This is a genomic window from Streptomyces sp. NPDC023573, assembly GCF_055559735.1.
In genome coordinates this window covers 447,408-467,788 of record NZ_JBVHKB010000007.1, presented here as the reverse complement: position 1 = coordinate 467,788, position 20,381 = coordinate 447,408, and the positions used below count along the sequence as shown (strand labels likewise).

The following is a 20,381-nucleotide window of genomic DNA, read 5'->3' as shown; positions in this document are numbered from 1 at the left end:
ACCGCACTCATGAGAGGAACCCCTGCCGCCATGGCAATCCACCCCGCCCCACACACCCGCCGGGCCGATACGCCCACCACCGTCGACGGCCCGTGGAGCGACCCGTCGCTCACCCCCGAGGAGCGGGTGGCCGACCTCGCGGCCCGTATGACGCTCGAGGAGAAGGCCGCCCAGCTCTACGGCATCTGGGTGGGCGCCGACGCGGAGGGCGACGGAGTCGCGCCGCACCAGAACGACATGGTCGACCCGGTCGACTTCGAGGACATCACCACGCGCGGACTCGGCCAGCTCACCCGCCCGTTCGGCACCGCACCGGTCGATCCCGGCGTCGGCGCGGTCTCCCTGGCCACCGCGCAGGCCAGGATCTCCGCGGCGGGCAGATTCGGCATCCCCGCCCTCGCCCACGAGGAGTGCCTGGCCGGCTTCACCGCCTGGGGCGCCACCGCCTATCCGGTCCCGCTCGCCTGGGGCGCCGCCTGGGACCCGGAGCTGGTCGCCGAGATGGCCCACCGCATCGGCAGCGACATGCGGTCGGTCGGTGTCCATCAGGGCCTCGCCCCCGTCCTGGACGTGGTGCGGGACCTGCGCTGGGGCCGCGTGGAGGAGACGATCGGCGAGGACCCCTACCTCGTCGCGACCATCGGTACGGCCTACATCCGCGGCCTGGAGTCCTCGGGGGTCGTCGCCACGCTCAAGCACTTCGCGGGCTACTCGGCGTCGGCCGGCGCCCGCAACCTCTCCCCGGTCCGGGCCGGCACCCGGGAGATGGCCGACGTGATCCTGCCCCCGTTCGAGATGGCGATCCGTGACGGCGGTGCCCGCTCGGTGATGCTGTCGTACGCCGAGATCGACGGCGTACCCGTCGCCGCCGACGCGTCGCTGCTCACCGGACTCCTCCGCGACACCTGGGGATTCACCGGCACCGTCGTCGCCGACTACTTCGGCATCGGCTTCCTCGAGACCCTGCACAAGGTGGCCGCTGACCGCGGTGACGCCGCACGCCTTGCCCTCACCGCGGGCGTCGACGTGGAGCTGCCCACCGTACGCAGCTACGGGGACGCCCTGGTCGCCGCCGTGCGCGACGGACTCGTGGCGGAGGACCTGGTGGACCGCGCCCTGCGCAGGGTCCTGCTGCAGAAGTGCGAGCTCGGCCTGCTCGATCCGGACCGCACGGTCCTGCCCGCCGTGCTCGACGGGCTGGATCCCGAGCAGGCACGCGGCACCGTGGACCTGGACCCGCCGCGGAACCGCGCCCTGGCCCGGCTGCTCGCCGAGCGGTCCTGTGTCCTGCTGGCCAACCCGGAGGCCGCGCTCCCGCTGAGCGGCACCGGACGGATCGCGGTCGTGGGACCCCGCGCCGACGACCCGCTGGCCATGCTCGGCTGCTACTCCTTCCCCAGCCACGTCGGGGTCCAGCATCCCGGAACAGCCATGGGAATCGACGTGCCGACCGTGCTCGAGGCGCTCCGCGAGGAGTTCCCAGGTGCGGGCATCGACTACGCGCAGGGCTGTGAGGTGGACGGCACGGACGCCTCCCGGATCGAGGAGGCCACCGCTCTGGCGGCCGGGGCCGACGTCTGCGTGGCCGTACTGGGCGACCGGGCCGGGCTCTTCGGCCGCGGCACCTCCGGCGAGGGCTGCGACGCGGCCGATCTGGCGCTGCCCGGTCTCCAGGGCGAGCTCCTCGACGCGCTGCTCGCGACCGGGACCCCGGTCGTCCTCGTCCTGCTGACGGGACGGACGTACGCGCTCGGCGGGCGGGCGGACCGGCTGGCCGGCTGTGTGCAGGCGTTCTTCCCCGGTGAGGAGGGCGGCCCGGCGCTCGCCGGTGTGCTCTCGGGGCGGGTCAACCCCTCCGGCCGACTGCCCGTGGGCGTGCCCAACGGTGCGGGCGGCCAGCCGTGGACGTACCTGCAGCCGCCGCTCGGCCTGGCCAACGGGGTCAGTAACCTGGACCCGACCCCGCTCTACCACTTCGGCCACGGGCTCTCGTACACCTCGTTCGCCTGGGAGGGCAGTGACGACGTGCCCGCCGACCTTCCCACCGACGGCGAGACCGACCTCGCCGTCACCGTCCGCAACACCGGAGACCGCGACGGGGCCGAGGTGGTCCAGCTCTACGTCCACGACCCGGTCGCCCAGACCACGCGCCCGGAGGCGCGGCTCATCGGGTACGCCCGGGTGCCGCTCGCCGCGGGGGAGTCCCGGAAGGTCAGTTTCCGTTTCCACCCGGACCTCGTCTCCTTCACCGGGACGGACGGGCGCCGGATCGTCGAGCCCGGCGACCTGGAGCTGCGCTTCGCCACCTCCAGCGACCAGGCCGACGCCAAGCACACCGTACGGCTGCGTCTCACCGGCCCTGAGAGGACCGTCGATCACCGGCGCCGCATGGTGTGCGCCACGTCCGTCGACTCGCTGATCCCGCGGGCGTGACGTGTGGGGGCTCCGGCCCCCACACACCCGCCCCGCGCCCCGGGGAGACGCAGGGGCGGTCCCGAAACTTTCGAAGGCCACCTCGGCGCGCCCGGGGGCAGGCTCAGCGGCCCCGCGCCACCACGGAGAGAGACCTCTTCCGAAGTGGGCCTGCCTCCCCGCGTCGCCCCCCCTGGACATCCGCCGAGGGCTCACGCCCGACCAATTTGTCATGCGTATGAACAAAATGGGAGAGGGACATGGACAAGCACACCAGCCGCAGATCGGTCCTCGGGGCAGGCCTCGGGTTCACGGCCCTGACGGCCACGCCGCTCGCGTCGCTGATGGGCCTCACCGGGGAGGCCGCCGCGACGCCGGGCGGCCCGGGGCCCTCTCCGGCGGTCCGCCCCACGGACCCCGGCGCGTACATCTCCTTCATCTCCCGATCCGGCGCCTTCCCCCTGGTCAGGTCCGGCAGGGCGGCTCCGCTCGTGGTCAGCGACCAGGACCACGCCGGCGTCGTCCGGGTGGTGGGCGATCTCCGCGACGACATCGAACGTGTCACCGGCGTGCGCCCCGCACTCTCCCGGAACGAAGCGCCCCGCGCCCGCGAGATCGTCATCGTCGGCACCATCGGCCGCAGTCCGCTGATCGACGGCCTGATCGCCGCGGGCAAGCTCAAGGTCTCCGGGATCGCGGGCGCGTGGGAGACCAGCCTGCAGACGGTCGTGGAGAAGCCGCTGCCCGGCGTGGACCGCGCGTTCGTCATCGCCGGCAGCGACCAGCGCGGCACGGTCTTCGGCGCGTACGACGTCTCCCGGGGCATCGGGGTCTCGCCCTGGTACTGGTGGGACGACGTCGCCCCCGTCCACCGCGACGCGCTGTACGTCCTGCCGGGCCGGCACACCCAGGGCACGCCCGCCGTGAAGTACCGCGGGTTCTTCATCAACGACGAGAACCCGGCACTCGGCACCTGGGCACCGGCCTTCTTCGGCCCCGGCAAGGCGCCCGGCTTCGAGGGCGGCTTCAACGCCGCGTTCTACGCCAGGATCTTCGAAGTGATGCTGCGGCTGAAGGCCAACTACCTCTGGCCGGCGGTCTGGGGCCGGGCCTTCGCCGAGGACGACCCCGAGAACCACGCCACCGCGAAGGCCTACGGGGTCGTCATGGGCACCTCGCACGAGGCGCCCATGATGCGGGGCATCGAGGAGTGGAACCGGCACGCCGTCGCCGCTGTCCGCGACAGCGCCGGGAACATCACCCGGCCGGGCCACGACCCGTACGGCGGCACCGGCGAGTGGTCGTTCCGCCGCAACGCCGAAGCCGTCAAGGCCTACTGGCGCGAGGGCGTGCGCCGGATGGCGGACGAGGACTTCGAGGGCGTGGTCACCCTCGGGATGCGCGGCAACGGTGACGTCGGCCTGCCGGACGGCGACGGTATCGACCTGATGACGGAGATCATCGCCACCCAGCGCCAGATCCTCGCCGAGGAACTCGGCGCGCAGGACGCCGCCCCGCAGGTCTGGACCCTCTACAAGGAGGTCCAGCACTACTGGGACCGCGGCCTGCGGGTCCCGGACGACATCACCGTCGTCCTCACCGACGACAACTGGGCCAACGTCCGCAAGCTGCCGGACCTGAAGAACGACGCCCGCAGCGGCGGTTACGGCCTCTACTACCACTTCGACTACGTCGGCGTGGGGCGCAACTACAAGTGGGTCGACACCGCCTCGCTCCCCAACATGTGGGACCAGCTCCACCAGAGCGCGGCCTACGGCAACCACGGCCTCTGGGTCACCAACGTGGGCGACCTCAAGGGCAACGAGCTGCCCACCCAGTTCTTCCTGGAGTACGCCTGGGACCCCGGCCGCTGGCCCCTGGAGGCGCTCCCGGAGTGGGAGGAGCGCTACGCCGCGCAGAACTTCGGCGAGCGCCGGGCCGAGGAGATCGCCGAGATCCTGCGTACGTACGCCCGGCTGCAGTCCCGCCGCAAGCCCGAGCTGCTCAACCGGAGGATCACCCTCGACCCCGCCAAGGACCCGGCCACGGACTCCTCCGCCGTCGTCTACGACGACCGGGCCACGCCCTTCAGCATCGTCGACTACCGCGAGCTGGAGCGGGTCACCGAGGACTGGCAGCGCCTCGACGCCGCCGCCGAACGTGTCCGGCGGAGCCTGCCGGCGTCCGCGCAGGACGCCTGGTACGAGCTCGTCGGCTACGCGGTCCGGGCGACCGCCAACCTGTACGCCCTGCGGGAGGCGGAATTCACCAACCTGCACTACGCACCCCAGGGCCGCGCCCTGACCAACCAGCTCGCCGCCACCGCCGAGGCGGGCCTGGCCGAGGACTTCGCACTGGCGCGCCGCTTCGGCACCGAGGTCGCCGACGGAAAATGGGAAGGCTTCCAGACCCAGCCGCACATCGGCTACGGCGATGTGGACCGTTACGGGCCGAACGCCCCCTGGCAGCAGCCCGAGCTGAACGACGTGGCGATCGCGGACGAGATCTTCCCCGCCGTGCGGCGCATCGAACTCCCGCGCAAGGCGGAGATGGGCGTGGCCGTCGACGGCTCGTCCGACTGGTGGCCGGCGTCCGGCACGGAGGCCGTCCTGCCCGTCTTCAGCCCGTACCAGAGCCAGCCCGCGCAGTACGTGGAGGTCTTCAACCGGGGCACCGAACCTTTCGGCTTCCGCATCCGGACGGGCGCCTCCTGGCTGATCGCCGACCGGACGCGGGGCAGGGTGGACGCCCAGACCCGTGTCACCTTCCGGGTCGACTGGTCCCGGGCCCCGAGGGGCGTCACCCGGGTCCCCGTCACCGTCTCCGGCCCGGGCGGCAGGGAGATCACCGTCCGTGCCGTGATCGACCGGCCCCGGCTGGAGCGGTCCCGGCTCAAGGGCTTCGTGGAGGCCAACGGCTACGTCTCCATCGAGGCCGACCACTTCCACCGGGCGGTCGGCGGCAACGGGATCTCCTGGCGTCGCATCCCGCATATCGGCCGCACCGGATCAGGCATGGAGCCCTTCCCGGTCACCGCGGCACGGCGGACTCCGGGCGGCCGGGGGCCCCGGCTGGAGTACCGGGTCAGCGTGTTCACCACCGGGCCGGTGACCGTATGGGCGTATCTGTCGCCCCGCAACAACGCCCTGGCGACCGACGGACTCACGTACGCCGTCTCCTTCGACGACGAAGCCCCGCAGTCCGTCAACATCACCGAGGTCACCGGGGCGGACGACGGCACCATGAACACGCAGTGGGCCCGCAACACCTCGGACAACGTGAACCGCACCGGCACCGCGCACCACATCGGCCGGGAGGGCGCCCACGTACTGAAATTCTGGATGGTCGACCCGACCGTGGTACTCCAGAACCTCGTGGTGGACACCGGCGGCCTCAAGCCCAGCTATCTGGGCCCGCCGGAGAGTCTCCGGCTGAGCTGACCGGAGCGGGACGAGGAGGCGGCAGGGATGAGCATCGAGATCCGGGACACCGAGGGGCGCGGCGCGGCGCTTGAGGTGGCCCCCGGGCCCGCGGAGGGGCCCCTCCAGGTCGGGCTCCGCATCGAGGGCGCCTCCTGGTCCTGTTCCACGGCCTCGGCCAGGGAGCTGGCCGCGGCGCTCGTCGCCGCGGCCGCCGAGGCGGAGAACGCGCGGTCGGCGGAGCCCGTCACCGTCAAGGCGCGCGAGCTGCTGCGCGGCGACGTACGGGACGGGAACCGGCTGATGACGGTGGAGTCCGTCCGTACGGACGGCGCGAACGTCCAGGTGACCTGGAACTCGGGAGGCGGACGCAGCTGGAGCCAGATGTACGAGGCCGACGCCGACATCCGCCTCCGGCGGCGGCTGCGGCCGGAGGGGTGAGCCAGGCGTCGTACGGGACGCTTCATATTTCGACATCCGCCGTAGTACGGTGGATCTCGTAGTACGGTGGTTCTCGTACGAAGCGACGGCCCGGCACGCCCCGGGCCGCCGCGCCGCCCGTCGCGTCCCGAGGTATCGGAGTCCCCCTGTGAGTGCACTGTTCGAGCCCTACGCCCTGCGGTCGCTGACCGTTCCCAACCGCGTCTGGATGGCCCCGATGTGCCAGTACAGCGCGGAAGCGTCAGGCCCTGACGCGGGTACGCCCAACGAATGGCACGTCGCCCACTACGCCTCCCGCGCGGTCGGCGGCACCGGCCTCGTCCTCGTCGAGGCGACCGCCGTCAGCCCGGAGGGCCGGATCAGCCCCGCCGACCTCGGCATCTGGAACGACCGCCAGGTGGAGGCGTTCCGGCGCATCACCACCTTCCTCAGCGGTCAGGGCACGGTCCCGGGCATCCAGCTCGCACACGCGGGACGCAAGGCGTCGACCGACCGTCCCTGGCGCGGCGGAGCCCCCATCGGCGTCGACGACCCCGAGGGCTGGAAGCCGGTCGCCCCGAGCCCCCTCGCGTACGACGAGCAGCACACGGTGCCCGCCGAGCTGAGCACCGAGGACATCCAGCAGATCGTGCGGCAGTTCGCCGACGCCGCCCGCCGGGCGCTCGACGCGGGCTTCCAGGTCGCCGAGATCCACGGCGCGCACGGCTATCTGATCGGCGAGTTCCTCTCCCCGCACAGCAACCACCGCACCGACGCCTACGGCGGCTCCTTCGAGAACCGCACGCGCTTCGCGCTGGAGGTCGTGGACGCCGTTCGCGCCGTGTGGCCCGAGGGGCTCCCGCTCTTCTTCCGTATCTCCGCCACCGACTGGCTCACCGAGAACGAGGGCGACCCGCGCGAGGGCTGGACCGCCGACGACACCGTCCGCCTCGCCCGCGAACTGCTCGCCCACGGCGTCGACCTGCTCGACGTGTCGACCGGCGGTCTCGCGCCGAAGGCGCGGATCCCCGTCGAGCCCGGCTACCAGGTGCCGTTCGCCGAGCGCGTGCGCAACGAGACCGGTCTCCCGGTGGCCGCCGTCGGGCTGATCACCGACCCCGTGCAGGCGGAGAAGATCGTCACCGACGGCAGCGCCGACGCCGTCCTGCTCGGCCGGGAACTGCTCCGTGACCCCTACTTCGCCCGCAACGCCTCACGCTCACTCGGCGGCGACGCCGAAGCGCCCGAACAGTACGGCTACGCGGTGTGACGCCGCGTCAGTGGGTACGCTGAGCGGCGATGTTCACTCCCCAGGGCCCCACACTGCGCGAACTGGCCGTGCAGGCGCTCTCCTCGACGATGCGCGGTTACGACCTGCTCGCGCCGAAGTTCGACCTGACGCCCTACCGCACCCCGGACCGGGTGCTCGAAGCCGTCGCCGGCGCGGTGCGGCCCCTCGGGCCCTTCGAACGCGGTCTGGACGTCTGCTGCGGCACCGGAGCGGGGGCCGGCGTGCTGCGCGAGCTGTGCCGGGAACGGGTCACCGGCGTCGACTTCAGCGCCGGCATGCTCGACGTCGCCCGGGACGCCTTCACCACCGGCACCGGCGGTCCCGCGGTGGACTGGGTCCGGGCCGACGCCCTGGCCCTGCCGTTCAGGGGCGCCTTCGACCTGGCCCTGAGCTTCGGGGCGTTCGGCCACTTCCTGCCGGAGGAACGCCCCGCGCTGTTCGACCAGGTGTACGCGGCGCTGCGGCCCGGCGGCCTGTTCGTCTTCCCGGTGGGCGCGCCGCCCGCGGTGGGCTCCCGGGCCTACTGGTCCCTGCTCGGCTTCGACCTGGCCATGCGGGCGCGCAACGCGCTGTGGCGTCCGCCCTTCGTCATGTACTACCGCACCTTCCCGCTCGCCGGAGTGGTGGACGACCTCGTGGGGACCGGATTCACCGTGCGGCTGCTGCCGCTGGAGGAGTTCGGCCGGAGACCGGACGGCAGTCCGCACGTCCGGCTCGTGGCGGCGGCCCGTGGATAAAACTACGACGACTCTCGTACAATGGGTCTCCCCGTACGAAGTGGAGGCACCGTGACGTCGAACGCCGCTCGCGTGCTCGCCCACCCCTCGCGCGAGGAGATCCGCGTCGAGGGCGTGCTCCACGCGCTGTCCGACCCGATCAGGCTCCGGATCGTGCACCAACTGGCGGGCGCGACCGACGAGCAGGCATGCTCCCGCTTCGATCTCCCGGTCTCCAAGTCCACCACCACACACCACTTCAGGGTGCTTCGAGAGAACGGCGTCATCTCCCAGTTCTACCGAGGCACGGCCAAACTGAGCTGCGTACGGACCGAGGATCTGGAGGCGCTTTTCCCCGGCCTGCTGGACAGCGTTCTCGGCGGGGTGGAGCTCCAGGCCGAGCGTCTCGGCCTGGTCTGACGCGCTACCGGGACCCGTCCCGGGCCGCGTCGAGCAGCCCGGACCAGTCGGGAATCTCCACCGGCCCGCGCCTGCCGACGATGTGGGCCTCACGCACCCTGCGCGAAGCCGTCGGTGCCGGCGTCCGGGTGGGCGCTGTACGAGGAGACGAACTCGGAGAGGCCCGGGGCCCCGGCGGAGCCCGGTCAGGTCATCAGGCCGCGCATCCGGTCGATCTCCACGGCCTGCTGCGCGACGACGTCGTTGGCCATCTCCTCCACCAGCACGTTGTTGCCGTCCGCGAGAGCCTCGGTCGCCATCGTCACCGCGCCCTGGTGGTGGGTGATCATAAGCTCCAGGAACAGCTTGTCGAATGCCTTGCCCTGGGACGCACGCAGCTTCTCGATCTGCTCGCCGGTCGCCATGCCGGGCATCGTGGAGTGGTCGTGCGTCTCCTCCCGGTCGTCCCCGCCGTTGTTTTTCAGCCAGCCCTCCATGGCGCCGATCTCCGGCTTCTGGGCTGCCGATATGCGTTCCGCGAGCCGTTCGACGGATGCGGAGGAAGCCCGTCCGGGAACGAGGGCGGTGAGCACGAGCGCCTGTTCGTGATGCTCGATCATCATGCGGGCGTAGCGGAAGTCGGCGGAGTTGGGCGTGTCGTCCCCCGCGGCCTTCACCGCTTCGTCCGCCGAGAGCGTCCTGGCCGGCTCGCCGGGCTTCCCGGGCGCCACGACCGAAAGGCCCTTGTCCGCCTCGGCTTCGGCCGCTCCGCCGCTGCCGTCGTCGCAGCCGCCCAGAGCGAGAACTACGGCCACGAGCGTCGTCGCCAGAGCGGCTGCGCGCACGCGTGTGGTCCGACGGGGCATCAACACGGCGACCTCCATGGGCACATGAGTCTGTCGCAGACTGTCCTAACACCTTCCACCAGCTCGTGATCAAAAACTTTTATTACGTCTCTGTTGCCATCTGTTGGTGTGTACATGAGAGGGACGATACTGCCGGGGTCCAAGGACCGTTCGTCGATGAACGGATACAAGGGAGGACGCAGTGACCTCGTTGCACACCACCAGCGTGCGGCGCAGACGTCTGGGCGTGGCGGCAGCCGCGGCCGGGCTCATCGCCACGCTGTTCACGGCCGGACCCGCGGCCGCGACACCGGACCCCGGCGACACCGCCACCACCCGCAGCGGTGTTTCCGCGAGCGAGCAGGCCGAAGCACGGGCTGCGATCGAGAGCGGCGAGATACCCGGCGTGGACGAGATCGTCCACAGCGCCAACATCGAGCACCTCACGAACGTCCCCAAGGACGCGCTCCAGGGGAACAACACCGACCTGGCCTTCCAGGGCACCTACGCCTACGCCGGAAACTACGACGGCTTCCGGATCTTCGACATCCGCAACCCGAAGAAGCCGAAGACCGTCGCGCAGGTCCTCTGCCCCGGTTCGCAGAACGACATCTCGGTCTCCGGGAATCTCCTCTTCCTGTCGACCGACTCCTCCCGCAGCGACAACTCCTGTGCCAGCACCACCCAGCCGGCCACGGAGAAGTCCTCCTGGGAGGGCATGAAGGTCTTCGACATCAGCGACAAGCGCCACCCGAAGTACGTGGCCGCAGTCGAGACCGCGTGCGGTTCGCACACCCACACGATCGTTCCCGAGCGCAGGAACGTGTACGTGTACGTCTCCTCGTACTCGCCGAACGAGACGTTCCCGGACTGCCAGCCGCCGCACGACGGGATCTCCGTCATCAAGGTGCCGCGCAGCGCCCCCGAGGACTCCCGGATCGTGAACTTCCCGGTGCTCTTCCCGGACGGCGGCAACCCCGGAGCGCCGGCCAACCCCGGAGTCTCCAGGACCACCGGGTGCCACGACATCACCGTCCTGCCGTCCAAGGACCTGGCGGCCGGGGCGTGCATGGGTGACGGCCTGCTGTTCTCCATCAAGGACCCGGAGAACCCGAAGATCATCGACCGGGTCCAGGACAACGTGAACTTCGCGTTCTGGCACTCCGCGACCTTCAACCAGGACGCCGACAAGGTCGTGTTCACCGACGAGCTCGGCGGCGGCGGCGCGGCCACCTGCAACGACGAGATCGGCCCGAACCGCGGTGCCGACGGCGTCTACGACATCACGGGCAGGGGGGACCACCGCAAGCTGGTCTTCCGCAGCTACTTCAAGATCGACCGTCCGCAGGCGGACACCGAGGTGTGCGTCGCGCACAACGGCTCGATCATTCCGGTCAAGGGCAAGGACCTGATGGTCCAGGCCTGGTACCAGGGCGGCATCTCCGTGTGGGACTTCACCAACTCCTCGAAGCCGAAGGAGATCGCGTACTTCGAGCGCGGCCCGGTCTCCACGGACGCGGTCACCACGGCCGGCCCGTGGTCGGCCTACTACTACAACGGCTACATCTACTCCAACGACATCGCCAAGGGGTTCGACGTCCTGAAGCTCGACGACCGGCGGACCGACCCCGCGAAGAAGGTGCGGCTGAAGGAGCTCAACGTGCAGACGCAGCCGGACTACTTCGCCCGCTGAACCACCGGTTCCTCCCGCAGGTGAAAGTGAGTGCCCCGCCGGACGGTCTCCGCCCGGCGGGGCACGTCTATCTCATTGACCGGTGGGCGGCACGGGGACATGCTGTACCCCTGATTCCGGCGATGCGGGGGATCGCCGGAATCAGTCACGGGCGGCGCCCCGCCGGCAGCTCAGGCGGCCGGCCGCACGCTCGTACCCGCGGCGGCGGCCCACTCCACCAGCAGGCGCTGGTACTCCGTCTCTTCGTCCGGGGACAGCAGTCCGCCCGAGCGCTGCCACAGGGTGCGGATCTCTTCGTTGACCACGGAGGCGGTGCGCACGGTGGCGGACGGGTTCGGATACGGGGACATGTCCACCAAACTAAACCCCCTGCGGGCCGAGGGACCCCCTCAGGGACAGGGATATCCCTCACACCGCCTCCCGGAATCCTTCACGGACGGTGGGTGCCGGGGGCCTCCCCGGCCTGTTCCACGAGCCTGAGCGCCCGGAGCCCGTCCGGCCGCTCCGCCACGGGCAGATGGTCCACGAAACGCACCTCACAGCCCACGGCGGCCGCGCCGGCGTCCGCGTGGCGGTCGTCACCCACCATGACCACATCCGCGGGATCCAGCTCCAGCAACGCGCACGCCGTGCGGAACAGGCGCGCATCGGGCTTCTGGACGCCGTGTTCGTAGGACAGGACGTACGCGTCGACGTATTCGTCCAGGCCGTGCGCGCGGAAGACGGGGCGCAGGTCCCAGCCGATGTTGCTGACGACGCCGACCGCGGTGCCGCCGCGCCGCAGCCCGCGCAGGACCTCCGCCGCATCGGGATACGGCTGCCACGCCGCAGGGCTCATATGGCGGTCGTACAGCGCGTCGTACAGGCCGGGGTCCGGAAGGGCCACCTGGCGGGCCAGGCCGGTGTACGCCTCCCTGTGCGCCTGCGCGGTGCGGTCGCGGCCGGCCCACGCGGCGGCCAGCGCCGGCGGGATCCGTACGGGGGCCGGGCCCCCGGGCAGAGCTCCGGCCTCGGTCAGCAGACGCGTCCACCGCTCGAAGTCCGCCTGTTCCACGGCCGTGCCCCGCGCGTCGAGGACCGTGCGCAGCCACGCCGAGACGGACTCGATCCGGAAGAGGGTCCCGGAGAAGTCGAAAAGTACACCCTTGATTGGCATGAGCCGATCTTCCCCGCCGCCGGCGGGGATCTACAAGGGCGTGCCGCCGTCGCCGGCCGGCCGCCGGGTACGCCTGGTGTATTCGGTGTAGCCGGCCGCCGACAGCGACGCCACGGCGAGCCCCAGGAGCGTTCCGCCCACCACATCGCTCAGCCAGTGCACGCCCAGGTAGACACGGGTGAGGGCCACGCCGGTCACCGAGATCACGGCGAGCACGAGTGAGCCCCACCACAGGGACGGCCGCGCGCCGTACAGACGCAGCAGCCACACGAGCAGCCCGCAGGTGACCGCCGCCGTCATGGCGTGACCCGAGGGGAAGGCGGCGTAATGCGCCGAGTCCACCGGGTCGATCCACCGGGGGCGTTCCCGGCCCACGGCCGCCTTCAGCCCCTGCTGCACGAGTGAGGTGAGCAGACTCGTCGCGGCGACCCAGCCCGCGAGCAGCCGGAAGCCGCGCCACCACAGGGCGACCACGACGACGGCGGTCAGCAGGCGCATGGTCCACGGGTCCCACACCCAGTCCGTCAGCACGCGGCTGACGTGGACGAGCCCCGGTTCGGTCACCGCCCGGCGGTGCAGTGCCCCGGCCACCGAGGTGTCCACGGACATCAAGGGCGACCAGCGCACCGCGACCAGCACGAGAAGACCGAGGGACAGCGAGGCGCAGACGAGGCCCGTGATCAGCAAAGGGCGCCGGGCGCGCGGGGGGAGGGGAGGAGGGGAGTGCATGGGGTGATCCTGGTGCATGATCCGTGCGTGAAGCTATCCCAGTGCCCTGAGTCCCGGCACGAAGGCCACCAGCAACGGCACGACGGGCACCAGCGCGGCGGCGGCGGTCAGCCGCAGCCGGCGGCCCGCGGTCAGCCGGTCCACGGGGGCGAGCAAGCGGTTCACCCTGAGCGGCACATGGGCGCCGGAGGCCGGTGCCGGGCCGAACACGCCCCGGTCCTCGTTGAGTTCGACCAGGGCGAGCGCGATCGTGAGACGCCCGAAGCGCCGTGACGCCACGTCGTCCGCGGCCAGTTCGACGAGGTGGTACATCTCGTCGCGGAACGCCGCGAACACCGGCACCTGCGGGAAACCGGTCGCGAGCGCGTCCGAGCAGTGCAGGAGCCAGTCGTGACGGGCCTGGGCGTGCCCCTGCTCGTGCGCGAGCACGGCATCGAGCTGACGTCCCTTCAGCCGGCCGAGCGCCGCGGTGGTGATGACGAGCTGGGGAGCCGCCCCCGGCAGCCACCAGGCATCGGGCCGCTCGCCCTCCAGCACCACGAGGCGCCCGCTGCCGGGCTCCTCGCCCGGCATCAGCGGGGAACGGACCAGCAGTTCGCCGCGCCGCTGCCGGCGGCGTGTCCGGGCGCGGTGGACCTCCCGTACGAGCATGGCGGCGGTCCATGCTCCGCCGAGCGCCAGCAGGACCGCGATGACCGCCGACCACGGCCCGTACGCGCCCAGGGCGTACGCCTCGACCACGGCGTGCGGAGCGGGTGCGAAGACATGGCCGCGGACCGCCTGCCAGGCGGCGGCGGCACTGAGGGTCATGGAGAGCCCGAACGACACCAGGACGCCCGCGACCACGCACTGCCAGACCCACAGCGCCACGACCGGCTCACGCTCCGGCCACCGGGCTCTTGCCATCAGGCCGGGGGCCATGACGGCAGCCAGTGCACCGAGCAGCAGCAGCGCGAGGGAGACCAACATGCCGTCAGCCTATGAGTGCGCGGTACCCACGGGTATGGCCACGCGCGCCAAGTGACGTACGACACGGCCTCGGGCCCGCCGCCTCAGAGCGTGAGCAGCATGGCGAACATGGCTGTCCCCATGGTCAGCCTGCACGCCAGGGCCACTTCCGGCCGCGCGCGCCAGGCGGGGGCCGCCGCCACGCCGGTGCGGCCGCCACCGCCCCCGCCGGCCGGCACGCCGACGGGCGAGGGGGCGGGTATCAGCCGTCCCGCCGAGTGCAGGACGTAGAACGCGTAGTAGACCAGCAGTGCTCCGGTCACCACGGGGATGCCTCCGGCCGTTCCCGCTCCGTGGCCGGCGTGGCCGCCCCCCGCGGCGTGGGCGGCTCCCGGGGCCATGGTCACGGCCATGTAGACCATGGCCAGCGAGCCGACCAGATGGTGCAGATGGTGACCGCCGCCCCTGGCGTACACGACCGCGTGCAGCGCGGCCGCGCCGAACACCACCGCGTACACCACCCACATCCACTCCGGGAGCGTGAGCAGGGCCGCGGGCACGGCCATCGCGGCCATCCCGAACCCCATCAGCGCCTCGGCGCGCGCCGATCTGCGTTCCCGCTCCGTGCCGTCGCGGGCCCGCAGCAGGCAGTACGCCCCCGTGGCCCCGCACAACACCATGAGCAGCCAGCCGGACAGCGCCGGTCCGTGCACGGTGCACCTCCCCCTACGGCGAATCACGCCGGTGTCGTCCCATCGATGCCCCGTACCGGCCCCTCCTACCGGGGCGCATTGGGGTACCGGGGGAGCGCGCCGGCATCTGCGGGGGCGCGGCAGGGGGCGGGTTAGTCTCGGGAGAACACGTCGGCAGCACACCACCGGAGAAGAGCCACATGGACACCGCCCCGGCCACGGCACGGACAGAACTCACCTTCCGCGACGCGACCGGCGACGACGTGCCGGTCCTGGTGCGACTCGTCGAGTCCGCCTACCGCGGCGACGCCAGCAGGGCCGGGTGGACCACCGAGGCGGACATCCTCCAGGGGCAGCGCACGGACGCCGACGGGGTGCGCGAGGTGCTCGCGGTCCCCGGGGGCCGGGTTCTCGTGGCCGAGCGGGACGGCGAGCCGGTCGCCTGCTGCCAGCTCGAACACCGTGGGCAGGCCGCGTACTTCGGCATGTTCGCGGTGAGGCCGCAACTGCAGGGCGCGGGCCTGGGCAAGGTCATCATCGCCGAGGCGGAGCGCACGGCCCGTGAGGACTGGGGTGTGAGCGAGATGCACATGACGGTAATCTCGGTCCGGGAGGACCTGATCGCCTGGTACGAGCGCCGGGGTTACCGCCGTACGGGAGAGCTCACGCCCTTCCCGTACGGCGACGAGCGCTTCGGCATCCCGCAGCGCGACGATCTCGCGTTCGAGCTCCTGGTCAAGGAGCTGTAGGGCGGAGCGGGAAGCGCGCGGGGCGCCTCAGGCCGTGAAGCGGCCCGCGCGACGGATCTCCGGGTAGTCGGTCGTCGCGCCGTCCAGGCCCAGCGCGCGGACAAGACGCAGGTGGTCGGGGGTGTTGACCACCCAGCCGATGACCTTCAGACCCTCCGCGTGGGCGCGCTCGACGACCTCGAGGGTGAGGCGGCGGATGTTCAGAGCGAGTGTCGCCGCGCCCACCGCCTTCGCCCGGTCCACCACATCGCCCTCCCAGTGGCTGGCGATGAGCACCGTGCGTACACCCGGGACGAGCTGAGCGATCTCGGCGACCGCCTCGTCGTGGAACGAGGAGACCTCGACGCGGGCGGACAGATCGCGTCGCAGCATCACCTCTGCCAGTGCCCGCGCCGCCGCCACGTCCTTGATCTCGGCCTGGACGGGCGAGCCGATCGCGTCGAGCACCTCCTCGAAGACCGGCACCCGCTCGCCCTGCCCGGCGTCGAGTTCGCGGAGTTCCGCCAGCGTCTTCTCGGCGATCAGCCCGCGCCCGTCCGTCGTGCGGTCCACCGCGGCGTCGTGCATCACGGCGAGCGCGCCGTCCTTGCTCAGGTGGAGATCGAGTTCGACGGCGTCCATGCCGGCCTGCTCCGCGTGCGTGAACGAACGCAGGGTGTTCTCCGGCTCGACACCCATGACCCCGCGATGACCGATGGTGAGAAAAGTCAAGGCACTCCCGCTTCCGTCCGTCGTGTATGCCCCGCGTGCGGCTCCTACCCCCAGGGAACCAGTTCTCCCCTGCAGGACGGCCCTTGCCCTGCCAGTGCGGCGGAAGAAGTTGTCGCGCGGAGGTGTGGCAGGAAAAATAACGGTGAACATGTGAGTCGGCAGGATAATTTTCTGCCCTCCACTTGTCCGATGGAGACGTGGGTGGATACGGTTGCTTGACGCGAGGTTCTCCCGTGAAGGAAGTGTTATGACGGAAATTCTTGAGCACGCCGCCGCCACCGGCGCGATAGCTTCTGCCCAGCGGGTTGTGGAGCACCCTGCCTGGCCGGCGCTCAAGAGTGCCGTGGAGGAGCTCCGCCCCTGGCAGTCCAAGGACGGCTCCATCGACTTCGGGGCCGACGGCGCCCCCTCCGCCGAAACGGCCGGGGCCGTCATCGAGCGCGTCGTCACCGCCGTCGAGCAGCTCTCCCCGCTGCTCCCGCACGACGCCGCCTACCACCGCGCGCTCGTCACCGACCTGCGCCGCTGGGCCGCGGACGGGTTCGGCGTCCCGGACTTCCTCGACTCCCTGCTCGCCTTCCAGCCCGCCAGGAGCCGCGTGGACGGCCTCCAGCACCTGGTCGTGTTCGCGATGTACACGCAGAACGGCAACCCGGACCGCAATCTCGAGGCCGTCGTACTGCGGATGGTCTGGCCCGAGTGGCTCGCCGACCTGGAGGCCACGCGCTACGACAACCCGCTGTTCTGCGGCATCACCTTCGAGGACTTCACCTCGGGCTACGACACCAACTCCGCCGTGCTCTTCCCCGAGACCATCGCCGTACGCGAGGCCCCGGAGCGCTTCAGCTGGGGCGGTATCTTCTGCGACCGCGAGGCCGCACGCTTCCGCCGGGTGACCGAGGCGTCCGTCGACCTGCTGGGCGTCGAGCTGCCCGACGACGTCCGCGAGATGATCGGTGACCAGAAGCGGTGCGAGCAGGCGTTCGTGCTCTGGGACATGGTCCATGACCGCACCCACAGCCACGGCGACCTTCCGTTCGACCCGTTCATGATCAAGCAGCGCCAGCCGTTCTGGATGTACGGGCTCGAGGAGCTGCGCTGCGACCTCACCGCCTTCCGGGAGGCCGTGAAGCTGGAGGCCGACGGCTTCGGCCAAGGCCGGGACGTCCAGTTCGCCGTGCTCTTCGACCGCATGTTCCGCTTCCCGGTCACCGGCGAGCGCGTGCGCAACTACGACGGCCTGGGCGGTCAGCTGCTCTTCGCCTACCTCCACAAGCACGACGTGGTCCGCTGGACCGACAACACGCTCAAGATCGACTGGGCCCGCGCCCCCGAGGTCACGAACCAGCTCTGCGGTGAGATCGAGAAGCTCTACCGCGACGGCATCGACCGCCCCAAGCTCGTGCACTGGTTCGCGGCGTACGACCTGGTCGCGACCTATCTCGCGCCCCACCCGGGATCCCGCTGGGCCAAGGGTCCCGACGCCCTGGACCTGAACCAGCCGCCTCGTAAGCTCGTCGACGACGTGCTTCCGGACGAGTTTCCCCTGAGCATGTTCTATGAGGCGCTCTCGAAGAAGCTGAAGCATGTGATCGCCTCCACCAAGGGGATCACCGCGGCGGACGCCGGGCGGGCAGCTGCATGAGCGCGGGTTCTGAGGAGGCGGTGGCGATGAACGGAACGGACAGGGCCGACAGCGGTGCGCTCGAGGGCGCCGTGATCGCGGTGGCCGGGGCGGCGGGGCCGGCGGGCCGCGCCACTCTGCTCAGGCTGGCGGAGGCGGGGGCGACCGTGGTCGCTTCCGACGCGAACCCCGAGCGGCTCGTGGAAGCGGTCGACGCCGCGCGTTACGCCCACGGGGGAGCGACCGTCACCGGCGACACGGTCGATCTGCTCGATCCCGGTGCCGCGCGGGAGTGGGCCCTCAAGACCGAGAAGGAGTTCGGCCGTGTCGACGGACTGGTGCATCTCGTCGGGGGCTGGCGCGGGGGGACCGGCTTCGCGGACACCAGCCTGGCCGACTGGGACTATCTGGAGAAGCTGCTGATCCGCACGGTCCAGTCCACTTCGCTCGCCTTCCACGAGGTCCTCCAGCGCAGCGACCGGGGCCGGTACGTCCTGGTCAGCGCGGCCGGAGCCGGCCACCCCACCGCGGGCAACGCGGCCTACGCCGCGTCCAAGGCGGCGGCCGAGGCCTGGACGCTCGCCCTGGCGGACGCCTTCCGCAAGGCGGGGGGCGACGCGGGACCGACGTCGGCTGCTGCGATCCTGGTCGTCAAGGCACTGGTGCACGACGCGATGCGCGCCGAGCGCCCGAATGCGAAGTTCGCGGGCTTCACGGACGTCACGGAGCTGGCCGAGGCCATCGCCGGAGTCTGGGACAAGCCCGCCGGAGAAGTGAACGGAAAGCGTCTGTGGCTGACCCCGCAACCGTAAGGACCGACGCGCGACGTCATCACGACCCGCAGGTGCGTGGTTTCGCCAGTGACAACTACGCGGGCGCGCATCCGGAGGTCCTCGCGGCCCTCGCCCTCGCCAACGGCGGCCACCAGGTCGCCTACGGCGAGGACGACTACACCGGACACCTCCAGAGGATCATGCACGGCCACTTCGGCCCCACCGCCGAGGCCTTCCCGGTCTTCAACGGCACCGGAGCCAACGTCGTCGCCCTCCAGGCGCTGACCGACCGCTGGGGTGCGGTCATCTGCGCCGAGTCCGCCCACATCAACGTGGACGAGGGCGGCGCGCCCGAGCGGGTGGGCGGCCTGAAGCTGCTCACCGTTCCGACCCCGGACGGCAAGCTCACACCGGAGCTCATCGACCGGGAGGCGCACGGCTGGGACGACGAGCACCGGGCGATGCCACAGGTCGTCTCGATCACCCAGAACACCGAGCTCGGCACCGTGTACACGCCCGGCGAGATCCGCGCCGTCTGCGAGCACGCCCACGCGCGTGGCATGAAGGTGCACCTCGACGGTGCCCGGATAGCCAACGCCTCGGCGTCGCTGGACGTGCCGATGCGTACGTTCACCAACACGGTCGGCGTCGACGTCCTGTCCTTCGGCGGCACCAAGAACGGCGCGCTCTTCGGGGAGGCCGTCGTCGTCCTGAACCCGGACGCGGTCCGGGCCATGAAGCATCTGCGCAAGCTGTCGATGCAGCTCGCCTCCAAGATGCGCTTCGTCTCGGTCCAGCTCGAGGCACTGCTCGCGCGGGATCTCTGGCTGCGCAACGCGCGCCACGCCAACGCCATGGCCCAGCGGCTCGCCGACGGGGTCAGGGCGGTGGACGGGGTGGAGATCCTCTACCCGGTGCAGGCCAACGCCGTCTTCGCGAGGCTGCCCCACGAGGTGAGCGAACGGCTGCAGAAGCGGTTCAGGTTCTACTTCTGGGACGAGAAGGCGGGAGACGTCCGCTGGATGTGCGCCTTCGACACCCACGAGGACGACGTCGACGCGTTCGTCCAGGCGCTCAAGGAAGAGATGGCCAGGCAGTAGCAACGGCATAGTTATGCGGTCGGCCGGAAATGTATTGCGTCCGGTCGACCGCCTCGCTACGCTCCCCGGGCATGAAGCTGATCCAGCACGACTCGGACATCTCCGCCTACCTGGCCGAAGGCGAGGTCATCGACCACCGCCATCCGCTGGTGCGGGAGACCTCTGAGCGCCTCGGTGCGGCAACGGCCGACGCATATGCATACGCCTCCGCGGCCTTCGCGTTCGTACGTGACACCATCCCGCACTCGATGGACACGGGCGACCCGCGGGTCACCTGGCGCGCGTCCGACGTCCTCGCCGCCCGCACCGGTATCTGCTACGCCAAATCGCATGCCCTGACGGCCCTGCTGCGGGCCGCGGGTATCCATGCCGGCCTCTGCTACCAGCGGCTCGCGGGGAGTGACGGCGCGGGCCTCGTCGTCCACGGCTTGATCGCGGTGCGTCTTCCCGGGTGGGATCGGTGGGTGCGGCAGGATCCGCGCGGAAACGTGGGCGGGATCGACGCCCGGTTCTCGGCCGGTGAGGAACGGCTGGCCTGGGTGCCGCGACCTGAGTTCAATGAATTGGACTATCCGGTAGTCTATGCCGTACCGCATGCGGCGACCCTCCATGCCCTGCGGAGCTCACGCGACGGCGCGGAGCTGGGCCGGAACCTGCCGGCCGCGCTCTGAGCCCCGCCATGCCCCCCGAAACCCGCACCGGAG

At 71.1% G+C, this 20,381-nt stretch carries 19 protein-coding genes; 12 read left to right on the top strand and 7 right to left on the bottom strand.

What is annotated here, in order from left to right; all coding sequences use genetic code 11:
• Positions 1-30: 30 nt before the first annotated feature.
• From ACZ32T_RS24455 to ACZ32T_RS24430, 6 genes are all read left to right on the top strand, one after another.
• A complete protein-coding gene (locus ACZ32T_RS24455) occupies positions 31-2,433 on the top strand; it encodes a beta-xylosidase/alpha-l-arabinosidase (RefSeq protein ID WP_467265405.1) in 2,403 nt (800 codons plus the stop codon).
• A gap of 239 nt (positions 2,434-2,672) precedes the next feature.
• Positions 2,673-5,852, top strand: coding sequence for a glycosyl hydrolase 115 family protein (locus ACZ32T_RS24450; protein WP_467368970.1), 3,180 nt, complete (start codon positions 2,673-2,675; stop codon positions 5,850-5,852).
• 27 nt (positions 5,853-5,879) lie between these two features.
• Positions 5,880-6,272, top strand: a complete 393-nt coding sequence (locus ACZ32T_RS24445) for a hypothetical protein (protein WP_467368968.1) — start codon at positions 5,880-5,882, stop codon at positions 6,270-6,272.
• Positions 6,273-6,420: 148 nt separating this feature from the next.
• Entirely contained in the window at positions 6,421-7,521 is a 1,101-nt protein-coding gene (locus ACZ32T_RS24440) for an NADH:flavin oxidoreductase/NADH oxidase (protein WP_467265411.1), read from the top strand.
• A 29-nt stretch (positions 7,522-7,550) separates the two neighbouring features.
• Positions 7,551-8,279, top strand: a complete 729-nt coding sequence (locus tag ACZ32T_RS24435; protein ID WP_467368966.1) for a class I SAM-dependent methyltransferase — start codon at positions 7,551-7,553, stop codon at positions 8,277-8,279.
• A 51-nt stretch (positions 8,280-8,330) separates the two neighbouring features.
• Complete coding sequence (locus ACZ32T_RS24430) at positions 8,331-8,678, top strand: ArsR/SmtB family transcription factor (protein ID WP_356716898.1); 348 nt, start codon at positions 8,331-8,333, stop codon at positions 8,676-8,678.
• A gap of 185 nt (positions 8,679-8,863) precedes the next feature.
• Here ACZ32T_RS24430 and ACZ32T_RS24425 read toward each other — a convergent pair whose 3' ends face one another.
• Positions 8,864-9,523: a DUF305 domain-containing protein gene (locus tag ACZ32T_RS24425; RefSeq protein WP_467265700.1), complete on the bottom strand. Its 660-nt coding sequence runs from the start codon at positions 9,521-9,523 to the stop codon at positions 8,864-8,866.
• A 181-nt stretch (positions 9,524-9,704) separates the two neighbouring features.
• Between ACZ32T_RS24425 and ACZ32T_RS24420 the strand changes: the two genes are divergently transcribed.
• Complete coding sequence (locus tag ACZ32T_RS24420; RefSeq protein WP_467265416.1) at positions 9,705-11,195, top strand: LVIVD repeat-containing protein; 1,491 nt, start codon at positions 9,705-9,707, stop codon at positions 11,193-11,195.
• Between the two features lie 170 nt (positions 11,196-11,365).
• Here the strand turns inward: ACZ32T_RS24420 and ACZ32T_RS24415 are convergent, their stop codons facing one another.
• The 5 genes from ACZ32T_RS24415 to ACZ32T_RS24395 all read right to left on the bottom strand — a co-directional run bounded on the left by ACZ32T_RS24415 (position 11,366) and on the right by ACZ32T_RS24395 (position 14,741).
• Positions 11,366-11,545 (bottom strand): hypothetical protein, encoded by a 180-nt coding sequence (locus ACZ32T_RS24415; RefSeq protein WP_467265417.1) that lies wholly within the window; start codon positions 11,543-11,545, stop codon positions 11,366-11,368.
• 80 nt (positions 11,546-11,625) lie between these two features.
• On the bottom strand, positions 11,626-12,351 hold the full coding sequence (locus ACZ32T_RS24410; RefSeq protein ID WP_467368964.1) for an HAD family hydrolase: 726 nt from the start codon (positions 12,349-12,351) through the stop codon (positions 11,626-11,628).
• A 30-nt stretch (positions 12,352-12,381) separates the two neighbouring features.
• A complete protein-coding gene (locus tag ACZ32T_RS24405; RefSeq protein ID WP_467265421.1) occupies positions 12,382-13,080 on the bottom strand; it encodes a phosphatase PAP2 family protein in 699 nt (232 codons plus the stop codon).
• Positions 13,081-13,113: 33 nt separating this feature from the next.
• Entirely contained in the window at positions 13,114-14,049 is a 936-nt protein-coding gene (locus tag ACZ32T_RS24400; RefSeq protein ID WP_467368962.1) for a M56 family metallopeptidase, read from the bottom strand.
• A gap of 83 nt (positions 14,050-14,132) precedes the next feature.
• Entirely contained in the window at positions 14,133-14,741 is a 609-nt protein-coding gene (locus tag ACZ32T_RS24395; RefSeq protein ID WP_467368959.1) for a DUF5134 domain-containing protein, read from the bottom strand.
• A 179-nt stretch (positions 14,742-14,920) separates the two neighbouring features.
• On the opposite strand from ACZ32T_RS24395, the gene ACZ32T_RS24390 reads away from it, so the two are divergent.
• A complete protein-coding gene (locus ACZ32T_RS24390; protein WP_467265427.1) occupies positions 14,921-15,469 on the top strand; it encodes a GNAT family N-acetyltransferase in 549 nt (182 codons plus the stop codon).
• 27 nt (positions 15,470-15,496) lie between these two features.
• On the opposite strand, the gene ACZ32T_RS24385 is transcribed toward ACZ32T_RS24390, so the two are convergent.
• On the bottom strand, positions 15,497-16,147 hold the full coding sequence (locus ACZ32T_RS24385) for a glycerophosphodiester phosphodiesterase (protein WP_467265702.1): 651 nt from the start codon (positions 16,145-16,147) through the stop codon (positions 15,497-15,499).
• Between the two features lie 280 nt (positions 16,148-16,427).
• Between ACZ32T_RS24385 and ACZ32T_RS24380 the strand changes: the two genes are divergently transcribed.
• The 4 genes from ACZ32T_RS24380 (at position 16,428) to ACZ32T_RS24365 (ending at position 20,348) form a co-directional block, all read left to right on the top strand.
• On the top strand, positions 16,428-17,825 hold the full coding sequence (locus ACZ32T_RS24380; RefSeq protein ID WP_467265429.1) for a DUF6421 family protein: 1,398 nt from the start codon (positions 16,428-16,430) through the stop codon (positions 17,823-17,825).
• A 26-nt stretch (positions 17,826-17,851) separates the two neighbouring features.
• On the top strand, positions 17,852-18,616 hold the full coding sequence (locus ACZ32T_RS24375) for an SDR family NAD(P)-dependent oxidoreductase (protein ID WP_467265431.1): 765 nt from the start codon (positions 17,852-17,854) through the stop codon (positions 18,614-18,616).
• A complete protein-coding gene (locus ACZ32T_RS24370; protein WP_467265433.1) occupies positions 18,595-19,677 on the top strand; it encodes a threonine aldolase family protein in 1,083 nt (360 codons plus the stop codon). Before ACZ32T_RS24375 ends, ACZ32T_RS24370 begins: the two co-directional genes overlap by 22 nt.
• Before the next feature lie 71 nt (positions 19,678-19,748).
• Positions 19,749-20,348 (top strand): transglutaminase-like domain-containing protein, encoded by a 600-nt coding sequence (locus ACZ32T_RS24365; RefSeq protein WP_467368957.1) that lies wholly within the window; start codon positions 19,749-19,751, stop codon positions 20,346-20,348.
• Positions 20,349-20,381 lie beyond the last annotated feature (33 nt).